Source organism: Rickettsia endosymbiont of Lasioglossum villosulum, assembly GCF_964026455.1.
In the GTDB taxonomy this organism is placed as follows: domain Bacteria; phylum Pseudomonadota; class Alphaproteobacteria; order Rickettsiales; family Rickettsiaceae; genus Rickettsia.
Genome location: NZ_OZ032152.1, coordinates 1118913 through 1140638, shown reverse-complemented (window position 1 = coordinate 1140638; position 21726 = coordinate 1118913). Strand labels below are relative to the sequence as shown.

Below are 21726 nucleotides of genomic sequence, written 5' to 3'. Positions count from 1 at the left end.
AAGCATAGGTATTAAATGTTATCGTTAAGTAAAAACTGGAACGCTTTAATAAAAACAGATAAAGTATCTTATGAGAGCTTCCCTGAGACTAATAATAAATCTAAGATTATAGTTGAGCCTTTAGAAAGGGGATTTGGTTTGACTCTAGGTAATGCTATGAGAAGAGTTTTACTTTCTTCTCTACAAGGAGCAGCGGTTACCTCTATAAAAATTCCTGGAATAGAGCATGAATTTTCTTCTATACCAGGTGTAAAAGAGGATATATCAGAGATAATTTTGAATGTTAAAGGCATAGAAATCAAAATGCACGTTGCAGAAAAACGTGTTATAAGATTAAAAGCAACAGGACCTGGTGCTATAACGGCTGGTATGATTGAAGCCGGACATGACGTAGAAATATTAAATCCTGATCATGTAATTTGCAATTTAGCTAAGAATAAACAATTTGAAATGGAATTAACTTGCAAAGTTGGTAAGGGGTACACACTTAGTACAAACAATAATGAGGATAATAACTTACCGATTGGTGAAATAGCTATAGATGCTTTATTTAATCCTGTAAAAAGTGTTACTTATAAAGTAGAAAATACAAGGATAGGTCAGGTCACTGACTATGATAAGTTAATTATGTTTGTTGAAACTAATGGTGATATATTACCTGAAATGGCGGTAGGCTTAGCTGCTCGTATTTTGCAAGAACAGCTTCAATTATTTATTTCTTTTGAAGAACAAGAAGAAGATAAACAAGTTAAAACAGATGCATTACCATTTTCTCCTTATCTACTTAAACGAGTTGGTGAATTGGAATTATCAGTTAGATCAGCAAATTGTTTAAAAAATGATAATATAATTTATATAGGTGATTTGGTAAAAAGAACTGAAGCTGATATGCTAAGAACTCCAAATTTTGGTAGAAAGTCCCTAAATGAGATTAAGGAAATACTTGCAAAATTTGGTTTGAGATTTGGTATGGACGTACCAGATTGGCCGCCAGAAAATATACATGAATTATCTAAACGTTACGAAGATTCTTATAATTAAGGACAATAGAGATGCGACATAAAATTAAAGGTAGAAAATTAAATGTAACAAGTAGCCATAGAAAAGCAATGCTTGCTAATATGGCAGTATCACTTGTTACTCATGAGCAAATAAAAACTACTTTGCCAAAAGCTAAAGAATTAAGACCTTATATCGAAGTTCTAGTTACTAAGGCTAAGGATAATAACTTAGCAGCAAGAAGAAATATTCTATCAAAAATAAAAGATAAAAAAGCAATCGAGAAGCTTATAGATGTTTTAGGTGTTAGATACAAAGATAGACCAGGTGGATATACTAGAATAGTAAAAGCCGGATTTCGCTATGGTGATTTAGCTCCAATCGCATATATTGAATTTGTAGATAGAGATATTAATGCTAAAGGAAATATACCTCAAGATAATAGCAAAGAAGATATTAAAAGTAATAAAGGGACTAAATAATGGCTAATCATTCTTCAGCAAAGAAAGCTGCAAGACAAACAGTAAAAAAAACCTTAGTTAATAAAAGAAGAGCTAGTGCAATAAAAACTTTTGTGAAAAAGGTTTTACATGAAATTAATCAAGGTAATAAAGAAGAAGCTAACTCAGCTTTAGTAATTGCACAATCTAAGATAATGCAAGGTGTGAAAAAAAATATAATTAAGTTAAATACTGCATCAAGAAAAATCAGTAAATTATCAAAAAAAATAAAAACTATGAACTAAATTTAAATCATAAAAATAATTATATTATTTTTTAATTTTAGTTTTTATTTAATAAATTTATTCTTCATTGTATTTTATCTAATTAACTTTAAGTTAATAATATAGGGCGATTAGCTCAGTTGGTAGAGCATCTCGTTTACACCGAGAGGGTCGGCAGTTCGAGTCTGTCATCGCCCACCATATTATAATCAGCTTTCTAACACATCCTTACCTTATATATATTTTTTATATGCTGGCTTTATGCTGGTTTTCCCTCAATAAAATGGAGGAACTATGAATAAAATAGTTGTTCCTTTTTCTTTGTCAGAGTCTTCCAACGATACAATTTTTTACGATATAGTAGGGAATTTTATACCGCCTGAATGGAAAAGTTTTAAGTAAAACCGCAAGGCAAATTTTATTACTTGTGGTTTCACGAATGCCTACATAGAAGATAAAGCTGAAGAAATAAATAGTAATGGTATAAGTTTATCAAATTAATTACAGGAAACTTATTATTTCTTTGAAAAGATATTATATCTTTCTTAGCGTCGTGTGAGACAGTGTTTAGTAGAGCTTGAGAAAAGTGGCTATTAAAGTTGCTTTAATTAATATGACTGAACAATCTACTAAGTATCGTAATATTTTAAGTATTAAGCTTGTAAAAAATTTTGTACCCTACCCGAAAAAATTTCAATAATACCGGACAGTTATAAAAAAAATGTTATATTTTATTCAGGTGTAGGTGACCTTATATATCATTCTTAGCAACGGCGGGAATCTAGAAAATAAACATAAAAGCAGCAAGTTTTTAAAATTAAAAGCTTAGGTATCTCGCTTTATGCTGAGGATTCCCGCTTCTGCGGGAAGAATTTGTTGCGTGGATCGGTTTTTCCGTCTGAGCTAAGGAAATTACGAAGTAATTGTACGTACGCAATCCAGCTAAAAAATGCTAATTTATAGCATTTTTTATTGTTTTTCTTGGATTGCCGCACTCGCTTCGCTCATTCGCAATGACGATTTGGTATCCATGCAATAAAGCCTCCGCGGGAATAACATTAGAGTCATGCAACAACGCCGGCTTGTCCGTGGGATCTTGTGTCACAGACTGTATCCTAAGATCCCGCAATCGAGTTGCGGGATGACATAGAATAAAAACTGTCCGGTACTATTAAAAAATTTCACCTACACAATATAATAGATAATAATAAATCTAGATATGAAGAAGCTGATTTTGAAAATGATATTTTTAATAAAGAAAATTTAAGTAACGAAAATATCAACGATTTGGGTAACACGCTAATTTCTAAAAGTAAAAATGAAAGTTTAGAGCCAAAGGTAATAAATCATGCTAATTCTTCAGGTGTTATGAAGAAACAGAAGAATTTTACCCATTGATCGAGGAAGATGTCAAATGGCTAAAATCAAGGTCAGGTTGTGATTTTAACTTAAGATTTATGAATAAATTATTATTAAAACTTACTTATAACAAGCCTAATAATCGTTTAGCACAAAAGAAAAATTGTTAAATTATATGGCTAAAGCTTTAATAAATGAAAAACGTGACACTGTTACGGCTAATAGTGAAGATTTTAGCTTTGAATATGACCATAAAACAGAAAAAATAGAAATATATTTTAACAACGATAAATTAATTGTAAAACAAGAGCAAGAAGTAAGTGTTGAAAGTTACATTGAAACGGCACTAATTGGATTTGACGATATATGGCATAAAGTTAGGGAGTATTTAATATATTTTTGTGATAAAATGGTTGATATAGCTTGGTTTAGTAGGCTAGAATTAGTGACAAAGGACTAGATAAATAATAAAATTTTTCTTAAACCAAAAATGGCGTTTATAGGTAGTAGAATTACCGCCGACTATTTTTTCACTTAAGGAAAGTTTAACTATAGCTATAAATTGATTAAAGTTTGAAGTTTAATATAAATACAATTATTAGTTGCATCGCTAGTTTTTAATAAAAATTCTTTTTGTTAATTATTATTTTGAATTAGTTAATTAACGTAGCACCAAATTAATATTATTTTGTTAGTCATATTAAGGTATATAAGCTAGTTTATTTTTGCCACACAAAGTTTAAAAAATATTTATTATTGCAATTTCTCACTTTTAATTTTAAGTAGAAACTGTTATAAAAAATTCTTTAATAAATTTAAATGTAACTTTTATGGAAGATTTAAGCCGTTGGAAAGAAAAGTTTGAAAGCTGTGTTTATGCTAAAAAACTACTTGATAAACTCGAATATTTAAATACCAGAGTGAATAACCCTATAGATATCCTCGAAGTCAAAAAGGGTATTTATTATGCCCGAAAGTATCATGGCTTACAAATGCGTAAGTCAGGTGATCCTTATTATTCTCACCCAATCGAAGTGGCAATTATGCTTGCAGAGTTTACAGCAATGGAAGTACCTAAGCTTTACAATGCTGTAATGATACAAGCAGCACTACTTCATGATACTATTGAAGATACAGAACTTACGAAAGAAATGATTGCTGAAATCTTTGGGGAAGAAGTTGCACGACACGTTGAGGGCTTAACCAGAGTTAAACTTGATGGTAAAATTACAGCCGCAGAAAGCTTAAACTTATTAGTTAAACAAAAAAGATACGATACAGCATTAATAAAACTTTTTGATCGTATCCATAATCTACAAACTCTTGGAGCAAAATCACCTGAAAAAATTAAAAAAATTATAACAGAAAGTTTAAATGTATTTATAACAATTAGTATGCACTTAGAAATACCTACACTAGTACAGAAATTAATCCAACTATGCTATACACATTTATCAATACAAAACCAACAAAAAGAATTATTTATAGAGGATAATTCCCAGCTTCTTTTTCTACCTTTTCAAAATGAGATAAACCAATTGCAAAACCAGTTGCTACTAAAGCAAAAACAATAAATAGTCCCCAATAATTTAAAAACCTAGTTAAATAAACAAGACCAAAGGACACTACTACATACATTATAGCTCTTGATAAAGCATATGTAAGAGTAGCTGAAGTAAAGCGTTTAAAAACTGGAAAATGTTTATAAAAAATTGGAGCCGCAGGCATACTATCTGAGACAAATAAAATAACTATGCTCTGTAGGATAAACAATTCGGTAGGGCTTGTCATATGACTTAAAAAATAAGGAATAGCTACTGTAAAGATTATGAATGCCCAAAATTTTACTTTTAAGATTTTTAATGGGTAAACCCAATAGCTTAAAAATGTTAATATTATAAAGCCACATAAATTTACTAATGAAATAAAGAAATTATGATTAATAACCTGTGCTGGGGTATAATTAAAAACACGCTCTAATACTTCACCACAATAAACATATATAAAGTAAAACATTACTGGCCAACAACATTCTATTAAAAAATATGCTAGAAAATTTTTGTTTAAAAGTTTAGCACTTATTATAGGATTATTTTTTATAATAGATAAATCTTGATTTGCAATTTCTAAGGTTTTTTTTAATTGACGTTTAGCGTCTGCAAATTCTGGAGTTTCTCGAAGACTCTTTCTAGCTGTTGTACCTACAAGTGCTATTGCCGCTCCTATCCAAAAAACGGCACGCCAACTAAAACCTTGAGAAGTTACTAATGATGCAACCCCAAGTGCCGTAGTTCCTCCTAATGTTGCAAATACTGATACTACTGCAACAGCTACGTATCTAATTGGCGGAGAAGATGAAATATATGATATCTCTTACTAATTCCTAAAAATAATCAAATCTAACTTTAGCTGTATAGTGGATGTTATTTGGGCAGGCTTTGTTGCGTGGATCAAAAAACGCCTTGGGTCATGCCGTGGCTTGGAAACTAGATCCAGAAAATAATAAAAAATACTAATTTTATTAGTATTTTTAACTGGATCCCGCTACAAGCTCGCGGGATGACAACTAGAAAATTGATCTACGCAGGCAAGCCTTACGGGCTTTGTTGTATGGCTCAATTTTCCCGTCATTGCGAGGAAAAACTGTAAGTTTTGACTAAGCAATCCAGTTTAAAAATGCTATAAATTAGCATTTTTTATTATTTTTTCTAGATTGCTGCACTCACTTCGTTCATTCGCAATGACGTTTCCCGAGTCATGCAACAAAGCTGAACAAACAACTAGATAACATGGAATCTACATAATCCCAGCTAGGTTAGGTATTTTATAAAAGTTCAACCAAAAATTGAAAAAGCATAATTATGCCAAGTCCATCAAAACAATCTCAACAACCACTAAAAGTTTTAAAAAAATATTTTAAAGATTACAAAGATTTAAAAATAAATACCATGCTAAGTCAAGCTATGGAAATACTTAAAGATAATATATATAGACTAGCTACTAGCCCAAATCCAGAAATTAATAATAATATATCTCCGGAACATTTAGAACATATAAAAGCTTTAAATCAATTAGCAATAATTGCTACCACTAGACCCTATAGTGCTGTACTCGAATATACTGATAAAGGTAATTCAAAAATATTAATTTCTCCATCTGATAAAATTGATGAAAAGAATTTCAAAGAATCTTATAAATTATTTTCGAATTATCATGAAGATCCTAATCCGACTAGTAAATATAATTTATATGAACATTTATATAAGACAAAGCATCCATATATAAATAAATTACTAAATGATTATAAAAGATTTTTCATTGCCAGTAATGAGGATGATGTAAAAATCAAAGAGGTTCAAGAACTAATAGATAAATTTGTGTTATCTCAAACCTTAGATGATACAGATATATTAGATAGATTCAAAAAATTTGTAATATGGTGTGATAACGATAGAAATATATTTACTCCTACTGAATATACAAAAAAATTAGTACAAAAATATGATGTTAATAAGGACATTAAAATATTACCAAGTACTAAGAACCTTCCGCATGTTGAAATGTATGGGATATCTTAGATAACAAAAACTATAAAAAATAAATCATCAGAAATATTAAAAATAAATATAGGTTTAGCACCTAATAATATGTATACACCTTCTACTTGTGCGGGGTGTACTGCAGAAATTGAAGCCATATATCATGATAAAGTGCAAGCTTTTGTTTATGCTACCAGCCCATATAATTTACCTGTAGAAAAGAAGTATAAATTATCCGATAACGTATTAAATAGTAAAAATCCTAAAGTATGGAAATCTATATTAGAGTCTAAATATCTAAATGAATTACAAGAACGGGTAGATTATTTTATAAAAGAATTAGCTCCATTACCGGAAGCTGAGGACTTATTAAATAAATTAAGTGATTTTAAAAAAGATATAGGCGAAGCAATTGAAGGGGCTATTGATGCCTATAATGAATTACACCCAAAAGATATAGACTCACTTACTGATTCTCTTGAAAAAATAACAACTAAGACAGTTGCAGCTTGTGGTAGCAAACAAAAACGTTCTGTTGACCCTTGTAAAAACGTTAAACCTCTATATCAACCCTTACCTGATAATGAACATATTATTAATCAGTATTTAGATTATGCTTTTATAGTAGCAACCAAGCAAGGTCGTAACTTAAAATATATGACAAATCTTAGTAAGCTGCTAGATGAAACAAAAGAAAACTATAGTAAGGTTGAGCAAAGAAAACTTGATTTATTATTAAGAAAAGCCTCTAATTTTAGAAAGAAATATATAGATGACAATAGTTTAAAAGCAATAAGTAAAAAGGATTTCCCTAAACAATTACCTGCATTATACAGTAATGGAGAGCATACTATATTATTGTTTAAAGAAAATAATCAATATAAATTATATAGCAAATCCATAAATTATAATGAAATATTTACGCTTAAGGCTGATCTAACATATCCGGAATTAAGTAGTTTTATTGAACAATTCTTTTCAGTTAATAGTATTAATCTTCACTATAATTGTTATGTATTAACAAAGCCTTTACCCGAAAATGCAATTAATCAATTAAAGCTAAAGCCCCATCAAATTAGCACAGATTATCAAGAGTTATTGAAAGGTAAAGTGCCAGGTATAAAAAACTTTTCAGAAAAAGAAATTTTAGATTTATCAGGCTATAATTTCCAAAATAAAGATATAAAAAAATTAACAAAGATAAATCTTAATAAAGTTAAAACACTTATCCTTGATAATAACAACATAGGAATAAATGGTCTTGAAGCAATATTATATTCAGGGAATTTTCCGAATTTAAAAGAATTAAGTATTCGTAATAATAAATTGGATATTAAAGATGCCTCATCATTAATCAATTTAAATAAATTACCTATCTTAGATATAAGCCAAAATAAATTTAGCTTACAAGCAATTGAACAATTTTCTTTATTAGAAAATTCCAAAATACAAATAGTAACAGGGAAAGACTATGATCAATTAAAATATCAAATAGGGCAGTATGGTGGGTATGATAAATATTTAGAAAGCGTACATATTCAAGAAATTATGCCTAATATGCATAGTAAGCAGTATGGAAAGGCTTTAGGAAATAAATTATTAAATGCAGCAGGTCATATACAATTAATAAACTCTCTGCATAGTATTAGCCAAACATGCGTCCAAGATGATGCAACTAAAGAATGTATGTTGGGTTTGGCGGGATTTAGCTACTCATTCTTATCGCAACCTATAGAAAATATAGCAATTAAATATACTGTTAAATCCCTAAACAATGCTGGTAATATTGCAAGTAAATTCAGCCGTTTCAAATCTATAAAACCGGAATTTATAATTAAAGTAGGAGCAGGAAAATATGCTGTAAAATTTGCAAAAGGTGCTGCTGGTGCTATAGCAGGAGTATTTGATATTGTAGATATAACCCTAGCATCAGTAAAATTAAACGAGTGTCTATCAACAATAGATAATAAATGTAGTGATAAAGAAATAAGAGACTCTATAGCTTCCATAACTTTTTCATCTATATCTTTTATAAGTGGTATAGTTTTTATTGCTAATCCTATCGCAGGTATTGTAGTCGGTACTGTATTAATGATTGGGCAGGGTATATATAACGGTGTTAGTAATATTATAGAATATGAAGAAAAGTACGACACAACTCATAATGAAAATTGGAGTATTTTTTGGCGTAGTTTTTTATCATATCCAATGCATAAGGATATAACAGAATTAGCTGCTCGTAAAGAATATATAGATAAATTGACAGAGCAAGCATTCGCAAATTTCCGAGCTTTATCCAATAATACTGATATCGTAGCTTATGGATTTGGGTTAGGTGAAATATTTTTAGAGACAGTTAAAGTTAAAAAAACTGTTACACCAGGACCGCTTGTTAAACCAAATCTTATAAGCAAAAATTATAGAGAGGTAGAAGTTGAAGAAACAAATACTAAGCTTTGTTCTTCTTCCTCCGTAATTGATATGAGTAAACCTCATAATAAAAAATATAGCTTATCGAGATTCTTACCTAAAAAGCTTCCACAAACTGATATTATTTGTTTACCAAAGAAAACAAACAATAATTATGAATATTCAGAAGAAAGTAATAATTCAGAAGATAGTAAATATTATTGTGAAAATGCTGTAGTAATTCAGTCGCAAGCAAATAGTTTTTCTAAAAACCCAAGCATTATTTATGATTTAGGATATATAAACTCAGGCTATATTATCGGTAGTAATAAGTGGAATAATATTTTTTATATTCATGAAAGTAATAGTGCATTAAGAGGTGGTGAAAATATTACTAATCATTTTGTTTTTTTAGGAAAAAATTTTACAGGTAGAATTAAATTTGCATATAACTCAACTAATATTATAGATACCTCGAAATTGTCAAATGAAGATATTAAAATTTCTTGGAATTCTACAGTACCGATATCCGGCTTGATGAATATAAGGTTTGCTAATGAAAAATCTACAATATGGGCAGAACAAATAGATGAAAAGATAAAAATAAATATATATGGAAGTAGAAATAATACTGATACTGTTATTTGTAATACTGAAGACGTAGCTTCAAAATCCAAACTTCAAAGTCCTATATTAGTTAATACAGGCGGTGCTAATAATCCATTTTATCCTGATAAAATAAAGAATTGTAATGATGTTGTAGTTTATCCAAATACTAACGTTTCAGGAGAGGTGGGAAAATATCTTTTTTATATTAAAACTAACGGATTTGGTAATTATAATACAAAATCAGAAATTGATGTAAAAGGAAATGTAACAGTTACGTTTCCTGATATCGTATTATTATAAAGATTGTCAGAAAATCTATTATTCTAAGGAAGATGATATCTTATATTTTGATATCAGTCCTTGGAGCAGTAATAAGGTTTTTACTTTAAAACTTAAAAATTATCAAAATAATAATTATATATTATTCGATAAATATGGTACTCATGTTGTTCCTAAATTATCTGATAATGAAATAGTTAATCGTTTTGAGTTAAATGCACGTTATCCAAATCAAGATGATAAGCGTATAGTGCAAGAATTACAAAATCTATCACAATACCAAAAATATTTAAAGAAAATTACTAGCTCTAAGGAAGGGTATAAAATTCTAACAGTAATGGAAATACCGTTTTTCTCTCCTGATATAGAAGATTATAACAAAATATTACAGCTTGATAGTGATAATAAGAAGAATATAATTTTAGGTTCTGACGGGAAAGATATTATAAGTTTAAACAAGCAGGTAATTTACGTTCAGGGTAATGAGAAAGGCGATATATATATATAGCAGAATTTTTATTATGGTATTCTAAATTTTATATTAATAACAAAGCAACCGACCAAGAATTAGATGTGCTGTATATACCTTATAGTATAAGTAGTATGGAAATAGCTAATATAAGCAATAGTTTAAAATTAAAAATAACAAATCAAGAGAAAAATAGTATTAAGATTGTTGATGTTTTAGACTATTTTAAAGGAGCAGAATATCAGCATTTAATGTTATTAGATGAAGAATATAACGGATTTATTCCATTTAATACTCCAAAAACAGGGTTAATATTAGCCCCTTTCTATAGAGCAAGTAATACTAAAAACGTATTTTTAGTATCATCCGATACAAAATTAGCAGTTATTGAAGACACTAATTATGAAATATATCGTAAAGATTATGATTTAATATTTTTAACTACTAATAAAATTATCGATTTACAAGCAAGTATAGTGTTAAAAGATTTTTACTCTGACCATAAATCATGGAAAAATTTTAAGCTCTATAAATATAACAAAGCTATAGATTATAAAAACCCTATAGAATTACCTCATATTAATCAGGATATTTTAACTCTAGATCATAAAAACCTAAATAGTTCTGATATATTTACAGTATATAATTTTGATTTTACTCATGATGAGGAAATATTTCATAATATAGAAGATATATATACTGATTCGCATCCAACTCCAGAAGAGAATAAAAAAATTGGAATAGTGAGATTCTGGAATATTAACCCAAAAGATATAACAGTTGAGAGACAAAGTGAAGATATGGTTTTAAAACATGTAAATGGTTACGAACTTATTATATCAAAAGTATATTCCGACACTTATGCCTCACATATTGATATATTTGAATTTTAGGGATTAGAAGGGTTATTAGAACCAATAATTATTTATCATAATAGCGATTATTCGTTCCAATTTCAATTATTACAAGCTGGAATGATGTATGAGGCATATATAAATATAAATAAGCTTGGTAATAAAGCAAATTGTTTAGATATAAATGAATTAAAATATTTAATAGCATTAGAAAATATTAAAGATGTTTCTACTGCTAAAGCTTTAGGTTTTGCTTCGTTATTAGAGCAAATGCAATATTTACAAAATTATAATCTCATTCCAAATGATCTAATAAAATTAAAAGATTGTATTAATGATAAATTATTAAGCCAATATAAATTTATCTTACATGAAAGCTTATCGCTTAAACCTATCTCTAAAGAAAAAGTAGCAGAATATAGAGAAGTTATAGAACAAATTCCATTCAGCTCTACATCTGTAATGGAATTCATAGATAACCTAATTCAAGAAGTAGATAATACTATACCTCAAACTGCACACCATATAAGACACAATAATTACCATAAAACAGAATTTAATATAGATGAAGCTAGTTATCATGCAGAATTTTTAACCTCAGCTGCTAGTAGAAGTACCTCGTTTATTAATAATATAATAGGATCGATAAGAGAAGGGATAAATAGTATTGCCAATATTTACGAGTCCGAGCAACAGCCTCAAAATAATATTTTTGTTGGTGAAAAATATGTATCACTTAATGAGAACAATATAGCCTCTTTATCTAATTCTTTTATTATGCCAGAAGATAATGGTTGGAAGCAATATAATTTTTATCAAGGATGTCCTGATGTAGATAGCCCTTTTAAGCAGCATATAGTAAGCAATATTGATGGGCAAAATGAAGTAAATATGGTTATTCGTAGTCATAGCTTTGGTAAGTGTGCTAATGTTTATCATAATACGCATATTAAAGAATTACCTATTTGGGCTAGAGTTTGTAAAAAACCCAAAAATTTAGCGGAAATATTATCTTTGCCTTATGATAGCAATAAGCATATTAATGTATTAAATCAAAATGCTAGTACTGTAATACAAATAGGTAATAGTTGCGAAATAATAAAAAATACGTTTGGCTTTTTAGGTAACGATAACCCAAGCCTAAAAGTTATTATACCTATTACTGGTACAGTAGTTTATGTAGCTTCACTACTTCCGTCGGTTAACTTATATAATTTACCTATTCATTTAATTCCATCTATTATTTCTTCTATTAAAGATTATATGGAAGATAAGAGTAGTATGAATAGAGCTATTACTGCCGGTAAAGTAGCTATAGTAGGTTTAGCTGCTGTTAACCCCTTAACCCAGCTTGCTTTTTCTGCTTATACTATAGGTAGTGCCATATATTCTAAACTGCCTAAGGATTCCGGTACAAAGCTTACAATTGCTAGTGGTGGAGCAGTAGCTATAATAACTAGCGATATATCTTCCATAGTTGATGTAAGTAAGGAAATAGTAGATATAAATAAAGGGCTTAATAATTTACAATTTATTTCCACAACTTTAAATACTTGTAAAATGGTATTTCCATATCTTAAATCTTTGTATAATAAAATTACCAAAACTGATAATGTATCAGAAGATTTATGGGCTGATGGGCTTTGTAATTTAATCAAAAATATACAAAAGTTTCCGCTATCTTCACAAGATCAAAATTCTTTAAATGAAATATCAAAAAATCTTCCTACTGAATTGCCGGAAATAAAAACTACATGGACGGAATTATTAGAGATAAAGAGTAAATATGAAGAGCATCAATATGATAAACCAGAATTTTTAGGGGATTGTGGTATATATCAATAATATTTCTAATCGAATAGCGGATTATGTAATAATTCGCTATTCGCATTTAGGTTCTGTACACTTTTGTAATTGATTTTCTATTTTGAGGTATTTTTTAGCGAAAATTAATAAGATTTTTGATAGGATGTTATTCATATTTCAAAAAAATCTTAAATTTGCAGCAAAAAATAACCAAAATTAAATCTTTTTATAAAGGTGTACAGAGCCTAGTAAGGTTTACAATTTATTCAAGAAAATTATTTGTCTTGTGAACTAAGCTCTTTCATTTTTTTGCTTTCAGGTAATAAATAGTTTTCTGTTGAAATCACTTTCTTACCGGTTTTATTTTCCAAAGCAACTCTAGCGTTTTTAGCTATACCTCCACCTATCTTACTTGCAGCCTTATTTTCTTCCATCCCTGTTGCATTATTAGATTCGGCTATTTGACGGGTAGATAACTCAGCAAGAGCAGTAAAAATTAATTCTGCCTCATTCATGTGATCACGTAAATTTTGATTTTTTAAACTTTTTATATTCTTATGCTCTTTAACACTTATATCTGCCCACTCTTGATGAATAATATTAGTTAATATTGCAAATTCATTCTCTTTTGTTACCTCATGATTTTTCCAGTAATCAGTTAATTTGTTACGTGTTTCCTGACCCATCATACGTTGCTGAATCCACTTTTCACTACGACCATGTCGTTTCCAATTTTCCCTCGCTCTATCAACAGATTTTTCTGGATCAGAGATCTCTTGAATTCTTTCGTAACCTACTTTAGCAAGCCATCTTTTGAATGGTTCTGCTTTTGGCGAAGGAATAGATTGTATAATACGCAGTAATGATTCGGTATTTGCACAATCTGTTAGCCTCATTTTGCCATCAGGTGCTTTCAATTTCAACTCGTGACAAAATGTCACGACTTCGCTTTTTTCTTCAATTAGCCTCTGTTTAAGCTTACGCCAATATGCACCGGCATCAGCACTATCAGTTAATGCTCCCACTACATCAATTACAGAAAACCACCATTCGTTATTATGTAAAATTCTTCTAATATTTTTATCTTTAAAAGCTACTAACTTATTAAGTTCATCGTTATTATTCATTGCATTTCATATTAATTTTTTTGAATTATAAATATTCTAAATAAATTTTATAACTAATATTAAAAATAAAAATAGTAATAATAAAAAACAACTAATGGTTTTTAGTAAAATATAAGAAAAATAATAAAACTTAATTGTTAATTGACTTTTTTAAGGAGTTAAGTATAAATTGTAATTGAAATAGCTATAAGGCTATTTTGGGATTTAGCAATCTCTTGTAACGTGGTGGGTATCTACCATTAAATGATACTATCCTCGGCTTTATTACGGTCGGGGTGTCAATAGCTATGTCCAGGGTTTAAAGTGTATACTTTAAACCTAAAGGCTATTGTAAACTGTCGTTACGGTTTTGCTAACTCCCCGGCCACCAAAGGTTTATTCGTTGGTGGTTTATTAATCGGGAGTCCATCAAATGTCAAATCAAAATCAAAAAAACATTCGTAATATTACTTTAGAATTCATTGAAAAAGAAGTAAATATTCTAAAAGATGAAGTTGCGTATTTATTAGAAAATCCTACAGCAGAAAAAAATTTTGAAAAAATAGAACAACGTTTAGAGGAATTAGAGAGAATATTTTACAAAACTTTTTGATATTTTTTACTATAGTAAAAGAAGAGAGTAGCCATAAATAATAGCTTTAAGTTGCTTTAAAAATAGAATTTTGCTAATCTTGATAATAAAATTTGTTACTTAAGGTTATGATTACCACATATTTAAAAGAAAATAATGCTATAGTAAAAAAAGAAGAGTATATTGTTAATGAATCAACTTTATGGATTGATTTATTTAATATTACAAATGAAGAAAGAGAAGAGATAAAGAATTCATTAAATATAGATATACCAACATTAAAAGATATATCACAAATTGAAATTTCAGAAAGATTATATACGGAAAATGATGCGTTATATTTAACTATTACAGAACTTATTAATAAAGAGAAGAAATTTCCAGAAACACATTCTATAGTATTTATCTTACATAAATCTTATTTAATAACTGTTCGTTATGTAGAGTTAACCTCTTTCAATGATTGTATTAATAAATTTGCTAAACAGTTGAATTATAAATATACAGCAGAGCATATGTTTTTTATGTTACTTCGTAATATGGTAACAGGCTTATCAAATGTTGTGCAATCTGTTAGTATGGATATTGATGATTATGGGCGTTTAATACTTGATAATAATTTAAATGATTTACGAATAGATCATAAAAGAATACTAAAAAAAATAGGACAGAAAGGTGATTTACTTTCAAAAAGTCGTGAATGTTTGTTTTCCCTTACTATGGTTATTCAATATATCTTAAAATCTCTGCAAATAAGTCAAAATAAAGCGTCTAAAGATTTGTTAGATACTTTACTTCGTGATGTGGATTCAATAATTAACTTTTCACAATTTATATCTAGTGAGATTGCAAGAACTTTAGACGCAGCGTTAGGTATGATTGCTATTGAGCAGAATAATATGGTTAAGCTTTTCTCATTAGTGACTATATTTTTCTTGCCACCTACTTTAATAGCCAGTATTTACGGCATGAATTTCACTGTGATGCCTGAGCTTCAATCGCCTTACGGCTACCCTATAGCCTTGTTTTTAATGGTCATATCTATAGCCGTTACCTATAAATATTTTAAGAAGAAAAAGTGGTTATAAAAAATAATATTTGTGACCATTATAACGAGTATGTTGATTTGGTCATGACTATTATAATATGCTCGTTATAATAGTCAAACTAAACTCTCATATATTCGTTAAGTTAGTATGCCCATTTACTTGAGCGTTCATAACCAATCCAAAGCCCATCAACATTGATGCCATCATTGTACCGCCATAAGAAATAAATGGCAGTGGCACTCCTACTACAGGTACTAATCCCATGACCATAGCCATATTGATAAATACGTGACTAAATAGCGTGGCAGTTATACCTATGACCATTAATTTGCTAAAAACAGTGCGGCAATTGACGCCAATTAATAAGGAAAGAGTTATAAGTGAGAAATATAACACAAGTAAAAACATACCGCCTAAAAAGCCGAACTCTTCGGCAAAAGTGGCAAAAATAAAATCGGTTTGATGTTCAGGCAAGAAATCTAAATGACTTTGACTACCTTGATTTAATCCAAGCCCAAAAAAGCCCCCTGAGCCTATAGCGATTTTAGATTGTATAATATTATAGCTAGCTCCTAGCGGATCACGTTCCGGATCTAAAAAAACCATCACACGTTTTTTTTGGTAATCATACAACATATTCCAAGCGATAGGTAAGCTAACAAGGGCTGTAACTCCAAGTATTATAAAATATTTTATTCTAAAACCTACTGCAAAAAATATAATGCTAGAGACAATTAAAGTAATCATACCTGTACCAAGATCCGGTTCTCTAATTATTAAAAAAGCTGGAACTAATACTCCTATAATTGGTATAATTACTTTATGAAGTTTACTTAGATCATCCACTGTTAGTGAGTGAAAATATCGGGCTAACATCAATACTATGGCAATTTTTATCGGCTCGGAAGGTTGAAGCTTTACTATCCCAATATCTATCCATCTTTTTCCGCCCATTGCTGTTGAGCCAAAAAGCTCTACGGCAACTAATAAAGCGAGTACGCAAAAATAGAAAATATAAGATAATCTAAAGATAATCCGTAAATCAATTAAAGCAATGATTATAGCTATAGGCATGAATATACAAAAATTCACAATTTGTTTAAGTGCCCAAGGTTGCAGATTGCTATTTGCAGCAGAATAAAGAACAATAAACCCAATAGAACAAATTAGGCTAATGAGTAGGATTAAAGTAAGTGGTAATCTTTTTATTTGTTCAAAATAATTTTTATGCATCATTTCCTAGTATCAAAATATTATGTTCATACATAAAATAAGGTAAATTATAAAGTAATTATGTATATCATAAATAATAATTTTGTTATCAACTAGTCCAAGTTCAATTGATTCAGGGTATTTAGAATGTAAAGATCCTATAATTTTATCTTTAAAATTACAATTTTTTGTATTTAATTTATATAAGATAGAAAAACCTGCTTTATTTAAAATAAAAGGACTAGCATTATTAGATAATAATTCTTCTATAAAAAAGAAATTATTTTTACATATTGCATAATGTAAAGCAGTATTACCTTTATTATCTTGGATATTAACATCAATACCATATTCAAACAAAGTTTTTAAAATGCTATAATTGTTGCTTTTATAAAAAGAACCATTGATAGTGGTAAATTTAAGCTTATTTATTGTTTTAGCAAGATAATGTAGAACAGTAAAGCCAGTATTGTCTTGAATATTAACATTTACTTTTTCGATTTTAAGTATATAGCAAGTTATAAGAGGATTTAAATTTATTACTGCCCAATGTAATGCTGTTCTTCCAAATTCATCTTGCAAATTTGGGTTAATTATATTGGTTGTGTCATCTAATATTCTTATTATAGCTAAATTATTATTAGCTCTAGCAGATAGTAATAAATCTTTACTAAGTTTATCGTCAAACATGTTTAACCCTATATAGTGTCATGCCATGGTGGTGGTGTGGATCAGTTTTTCCGTCATTGCGAGGAAATTACGAAGTAATTGACGAAGCAATCCAGTTAAAAAATGCTAATTTATAGCATTTTTTATTATTTTTTCTGGATTGCCACGCTCATTTCATTCGCTCGCAATGATGACTCTCGATCTACGCGGGCAATGCCTCCGCGGGAATGACATAAATCCTACTAAACCCCTACATTAAACATCTTAAAAATAAATACTAACTCTTCAGCTGTTTCTTTAAGATAGTCGAAACGACCGGCAGAACCTTTATGCCCCGTATCCATATTTGTTTTTAACAATAAGGGGTTATTATCAGTTTTGTACTCACGTAATTTTGCTACCCATTTTGCCGGTTCCCAATACCCTACACGTGGGTCTGATATACCGCAAGTAACAAATAGAGCAGGGTAGCTTTGCGGTTTCACGTTATCATAAGGCGAATAGGATTTGATATAGTCAAAATATTCTTTTTCCTTTGGATTACCCCATTCATTATATTCTAAAAGAGTTAATGGCAGAGTCTCATCAAGCATGGTATTAAGGACATCGACAAATGGCACGTGTGCGACGGCTACTTTATAGAGTTCAGGTTTTTCATTAAGAACATAGCCGATTAACATACCGCCGGCACTACCACCCATTATTACTATATTATTCGCACTTGTATATTTTTCTTTAATTAAAGTTTCTGAGCAAACTATAAAATCTTCAAAAGTTCTTTTTTTATTTAAGAATTTAGCAGCCTTATACCAATCATGCCCAAGATCATCGCCACCTCTAATATAAGCAACTGCGTAAACAAAACCGCGATCGCTAAGTGTTACTGCCATATTTCTAAAGTTTACCGGCATTGCGATACCATAAGCTCCATAACCCATTAAATATAAAGGATTTGAGCCGTCTTTTTTGAATAGAGATTTTTTATAAAAGAGGGTGATGGGAATTTTAACGCCCTCATTATCTGCAAATATTCGCTCTACTTTATACTCATCAGGATTAAAGCCGGATGGTATTTGCTGCTCTTTCAATATCGTTAGCTTATCGCTATCAAAATCGTAATTGTAAGTGGTACTCGGTCTTGCAAGAGAAGAGTAGTTTAAGCGTATATCGTCTTCATCGAAATTAGTAGAATAGCCGTTTGTTTGGAAGCTTTCGTCGGGGAAAGCAACAATTTTCTCTAAAGAGTCGCTAAATCGTTTTATTTTGACAAGTGGTAAGCCATTATCACGATAATTTAAAATAAGATAATTTTCTGTTATATCAAAATCTTTCAAATATTTATCTTGCTCTTCCTTAATATAATCATTATGCCAATCATCATTTTGGAAGTTATCTACCGGAACTTTGACTATACGGAAGTTTTTAGCTTTATAATTAGTTTTGATATAAAAATAATCCCCATGATGAGCTACGTCATAAAATATATGACTCTCTAGAGGTCGTACTAATTTTGGCGTAAAACTCTCATCATGCATAGAAATAGCATAAATTTCATTTTCATTATGATCGCCTGAATTGATAAATAAATATTTGCGGCTACTAGATTTCTCACCGCTAACAAAGTGAGCGGAGTTCTTTACTTCAAATATAAGCTTGTCGTTTGTTGCGTCCTCGCCTAAACGATGAAACATTACTTTATCCCAGCGTTGATTTTCATTAATAGTAATATAGAAAAAGCCGTTTAATTTCTCATGCCAGATTATAGTAGGGGCTACTTCTTTGACTATATCAGCTAAATATTTTTGTTCTTTAAGATCATATATTTTGATGTCATATTTTTCGCTGCCGGTGAAATTAACACTATAAGCCATTAAATTTTGATCAGGTGACATTGCAACTTCACCAACATCAGTAAAGCCGGTATTTAAAAGATTAACATCTAATATTATTTCTTCACGGGCATCCATATTTTGATGTTTTCGGCAATATATTGGATAGTTTTTATTTGCTTCTACTCGATGGTAATAGTAATAATCATTTTTCTTAGTGTATGTGGATGTATCATCTAGCTTAATCCGTCCTTTTAATTCTTCAAAAATCTTTTCCTTATCATTTTGTAAATCGGCAAAAAAATGCTCAGTATATTCATTCTCAGCTTTTAAATGATCTAGAATTTTATTATCTTGTACATCTGACCATTTAGGATCACGTAGCCAATGGTAATAATCATTGTTATGGTTTTGTTTGTCAGCAATTGGTGGTTTCATATGTCAAATTTGTTTGTTATGGATTGGTTTTTTCGTCATTGCGAGAAGAAACTGTAAGTTTCGACGAAGCAATCTCGTTATTATTTCCTGAGATTGCCACGCTCCTTTGCAGTCGCTCGCAATGACGACTACAGTACTAAAATCAAGCTAATTAACATCAATACTATAATAAATATAGCAGTTTGACCATTATGCCAAGCAGATATTTTACTTAAAGTATCTTGCCAGAAAGCTTTAAAATTGAAATATTCATCTTCCTCTATTTCATCACTTTTTGCTTCTTTATATTTGGTGATACAGAAGTAAATAATTTTTTGTATATAGCGGTATAAATCAAGGTTAATATTTTTTGTTAAAATACGTGGTGATGAGCGGAGTAGCAAAGCTAAGAATAGTGCAATTAAGATAATTGATAAGCTATTACTTACACCAGAAATTTGAACAGGGTAAAATGTGCATATTACTAGAGTGATAAGGCAGGAAGAGAGGTATAGTAAATAAACTGGCGTCATTGCGAGGAAAAACTGTAAGTTTTGACGAAGCAATCTCAGGATAATAAAATGAGATTGCCACGCTCCTTGTAGTCGCTCGCAATGACGTGTTACCTCTTTATTACTCACTTGCAATAATGCTAATACCCCCTCAAAAACCAAGCCAAATAATATAGTGCAGGTTGCTATTTTAAAGAAAATCATAATGTAGTTTTCGTTTAAAGCATTTGCTAGTTCTAATTTTATATAAGAAGAATTAATAGGAAGTATAGAGCCATATATTAATATGGTAAGTACAAATCCAATTAATAAAATAGGATTATATTTAGTAGTTTTAAGGTCTCGATAATTTTTAATGTTGTTTGAATCTTCTATAATAGCAAAATATAAAGCAAATACCCCGTTATATAATATATGCATGAATATAAAAATCGGAATAAGATATAATATTCTAGGAGAGTTTATCCCTATGGCCGTTAAAATAAAACCAAGCTGTGAAACGGTGAGGTAACATATTAGCCTTCTGAGGTTTTTTTCTATTAAAGCAAATATTAAACCATAGATTATCATAGCTAGACCGAAAAACTTAAGTGTCTCAAGACCGCTAAATAATTTAAATATGGTGATTAATGCAATTTTAGTAGTGAAGCTAAGTAGGTAAATCATACCGCTACTTGAAGCTTTAGGATAACAATTAACTACCAACCCATTGAAGAAAATAATTGAGGCATTTATTAAGCAGCCTGCAAGTATTAATATTGCCGATAATTCAGAATTATATATTGCTGTTGTTAATGGAGTAAAAGCTACATTAGCTGTTTTATCAATTAACAAGCTCATGCCAACTAGAATTAATCCGCTGCTAAATAAATGGGTTAGGAAATATTGCCTAGTATGTTTTACACTACGACTTCCTATAAAAATAATTATGCAGGCAAAAATTGTCATAAATTCTAACGAAATTATCATAGAGATAAAATCGCCTGAAAATAAGCAAATGAGAGATGAAAGGCAATATAAACTACCAATTAAACTTTCAAGTTTTCTATTTTGAGAAATCGCATATAAATTTGCAATAGCGGTGATTAGTAAAAATGCTACCGCTATTAATTGGTTTTGCGTGCTAAAGTCGAACACTAGCTCAAAATTAGCAAGAAAAAATGATAGTTTAGTGTTTTGAAACATTTTAATCTTTAAGTGCTGATGTCATTTTGTATGATTCCTATGTCATTCTTGTGTTAGGTTTGCGTACATAGATTAAAAAGCATCGTTGGTGTCATCCCGTGGCTTGTC

General features: G+C 29.7%; 18 protein-coding genes, 1 tRNA gene and 1 pseudogene. 14 read left to right on the top strand and 6 right to left on the bottom strand.

From position 1 onward, the window contains the following. The first annotated feature begins 15 nt into the window (after nt 1-15). From AAGD49_RS05570 to AAGD49_RS05540, 7 genes are all read left to right on the top strand, one after another. Complete coding sequence (locus AAGD49_RS05570) at nt 16-1041, top strand: DNA-directed RNA polymerase subunit alpha (protein WP_341788281.1); 1026 nt, start codon at nt 16-18, stop codon at nt 1039-1041. Between the two features lie 11 nt (nt 1042-1052). Further along, a complete protein-coding gene (gene rplQ / locus AAGD49_RS05565; RefSeq protein ID WP_011477696.1) occupies nt 1053-1481 on the top strand; it encodes a 50S ribosomal protein L17 in 429 nt (142 codons plus the stop codon). Next, nucleotides 1481-1744 carry a 30S ribosomal protein S20 gene (gene rpsT / locus AAGD49_RS05560; RefSeq protein ID WP_011477695.1) on the top strand — a complete coding sequence of 88 codons (264 nt, stop codon included), beginning with the start codon at nt 1481-1483 and terminating at the stop codon, nt 1742-1744. Before rplQ ends, rpsT begins: the two co-directional genes overlap by 1 nt. A 104-nt stretch (nt 1745-1848) precedes the next feature. Further along, a tRNA-Val gene (locus tag AAGD49_RS05555) sits at nt 1849-1924 on the top strand. A gap of 1193 nt (nt 1925-3117) precedes the next feature. Continuing rightward, nucleotides 3118-3252 carry a hypothetical protein gene (locus AAGD49_RS05550; RefSeq protein ID WP_341788280.1) on the top strand — a complete coding sequence of 45 codons (135 nt, stop codon included), beginning with the start codon at nt 3118-3120 and terminating at the stop codon, nt 3250-3252. 5 nt (nt 3253-3257) lie between these two features. Further along, nucleotides 3258-3542 carry a hypothetical protein gene (locus AAGD49_RS05545; RefSeq protein ID WP_341788279.1) on the top strand — a complete coding sequence of 95 codons (285 nt, stop codon included), beginning with the start codon at nt 3258-3260 and terminating at the stop codon, nt 3540-3542. 370 nt (nt 3543-3912) lie between these two features. Next, on the top strand, nt 3913-4656 hold the full coding sequence (locus tag AAGD49_RS05540) for an HD domain-containing protein (protein ID WP_341788278.1): 744 nt from the start codon (nt 3913-3915) through the stop codon (nt 4654-4656). On the opposite strand, the gene AAGD49_RS05535 is transcribed toward AAGD49_RS05540, so the two are convergent. Next, nucleotides 4565-5098 carry a hypothetical protein gene (locus AAGD49_RS05535; RefSeq protein ID WP_341788277.1) on the bottom strand — a complete coding sequence of 178 codons (534 nt, stop codon included), beginning with the start codon at nt 5096-5098 and terminating at the stop codon, nt 4565-4567. The genes AAGD49_RS05540 and AAGD49_RS05535 overlap by 92 nt on opposite strands. 845 nt (nt 5099-5943) lie before the next feature. Here AAGD49_RS05535 and AAGD49_RS05530 point away from each other — a divergent pair. The 5 genes from AAGD49_RS05530 to AAGD49_RS05510 all read left to right on the top strand — a co-directional run bounded on the left by AAGD49_RS05530 (nt 5944) and on the right by AAGD49_RS05510 (nt 13086). Then, the gene (locus AAGD49_RS05530; protein ID WP_341788276.1) at nt 5944-6660 is read left to right on the top strand and encodes a hypothetical protein; all 717 of its coding nucleotides are present in this window, start codon (nt 5944-5946) and stop codon (nt 6658-6660) included. 69 nt (nt 6661-6729) lie between these two features. Beyond that, nucleotides 6730-9939: a leucine-rich repeat domain-containing protein gene (locus AAGD49_RS05525; protein WP_341788275.1), complete on the top strand. Its 3210-nt coding sequence runs from the start codon at nt 6730-6732 to the stop codon at nt 9937-9939. Between the two features lie 229 nt (nt 9940-10168). Beyond that, entirely contained in the window at nt 10169-10426 is a 258-nt protein-coding gene (locus AAGD49_RS05520) for a hypothetical protein (RefSeq protein ID WP_341788274.1), read from the top strand. A 65-nt stretch (nt 10427-10491) separates the two neighbouring features. Continuing rightward, nucleotides 10492-11280: a hypothetical protein gene (locus tag AAGD49_RS05515; protein ID WP_341788273.1), complete on the top strand. Its 789-nt coding sequence runs from the start codon at nt 10492-10494 to the stop codon at nt 11278-11280. 81 nt (nt 11281-11361) lie between these two features. Beyond that, a complete protein-coding gene (locus tag AAGD49_RS05510) occupies nt 11362-13086 on the top strand; it encodes a hypothetical protein (protein WP_341788272.1) in 1725 nt (574 codons plus the stop codon). Between the two features lie 236 nt (nt 13087-13322). On the opposite strand, the gene AAGD49_RS05505 is transcribed toward AAGD49_RS05510, so the two are convergent. Next, on the bottom strand, nt 13323-14174 hold the full coding sequence (locus tag AAGD49_RS05505; RefSeq protein WP_341788271.1) for a Bro-N domain-containing protein: 852 nt from the start codon (nt 14172-14174) through the stop codon (nt 13323-13325). Between the two features lie 412 nt (nt 14175-14586). Between AAGD49_RS05505 and AAGD49_RS05500 the strand changes: the two genes are divergently transcribed. Further along, entirely contained in the window at nt 14587-14766 is a 180-nt protein-coding gene (locus tag AAGD49_RS05500; RefSeq protein ID WP_341788270.1) for a hypothetical protein, read from the top strand. Nucleotides 14767-14873: 107 nt separating this feature from the next. Further along, entirely contained in the window at nt 14874-15833 is a 960-nt protein-coding gene (locus AAGD49_RS05495) for a magnesium transporter CorA family protein (protein WP_341788269.1), read from the top strand. 87 nt (nt 15834-15920) lie between these two features. On the opposite strand, the gene rodA is transcribed toward AAGD49_RS05495, so the two are convergent. From rodA to AAGD49_RS05475, 4 genes and pseudogenes are all read right to left on the bottom strand, one after another. Continuing rightward, entirely contained in the window at nt 15921-17027 is a 1107-nt protein-coding gene (rodA, locus tag AAGD49_RS05490) for a rod shape-determining protein RodA (protein WP_016948032.1), read from the bottom strand. Continuing rightward, nucleotides 17020-17696: pseudogene (locus AAGD49_RS05485) on the bottom strand (ankyrin repeat domain-containing protein). Before AAGD49_RS05485 ends, rodA begins: the two are co-directional and overlap by 8 nt. A 221-nt stretch (nt 17697-17917) precedes the next feature. After that, complete coding sequence (locus AAGD49_RS05480; protein WP_341788268.1) at nt 17918-19942, bottom strand: S9 family peptidase; 2025 nt, start codon at nt 19940-19942, stop codon at nt 17918-17920. A 128-nt stretch (nt 19943-20070) separates the two neighbouring features. Continuing rightward, a complete protein-coding gene (locus AAGD49_RS05475; protein WP_341788267.1) occupies nt 20071-21618 on the bottom strand; it encodes a proton-conducting transporter membrane subunit in 1548 nt (515 codons plus the stop codon). Between the last annotated feature and the right edge of the window lie 108 nt (nt 21619-21726).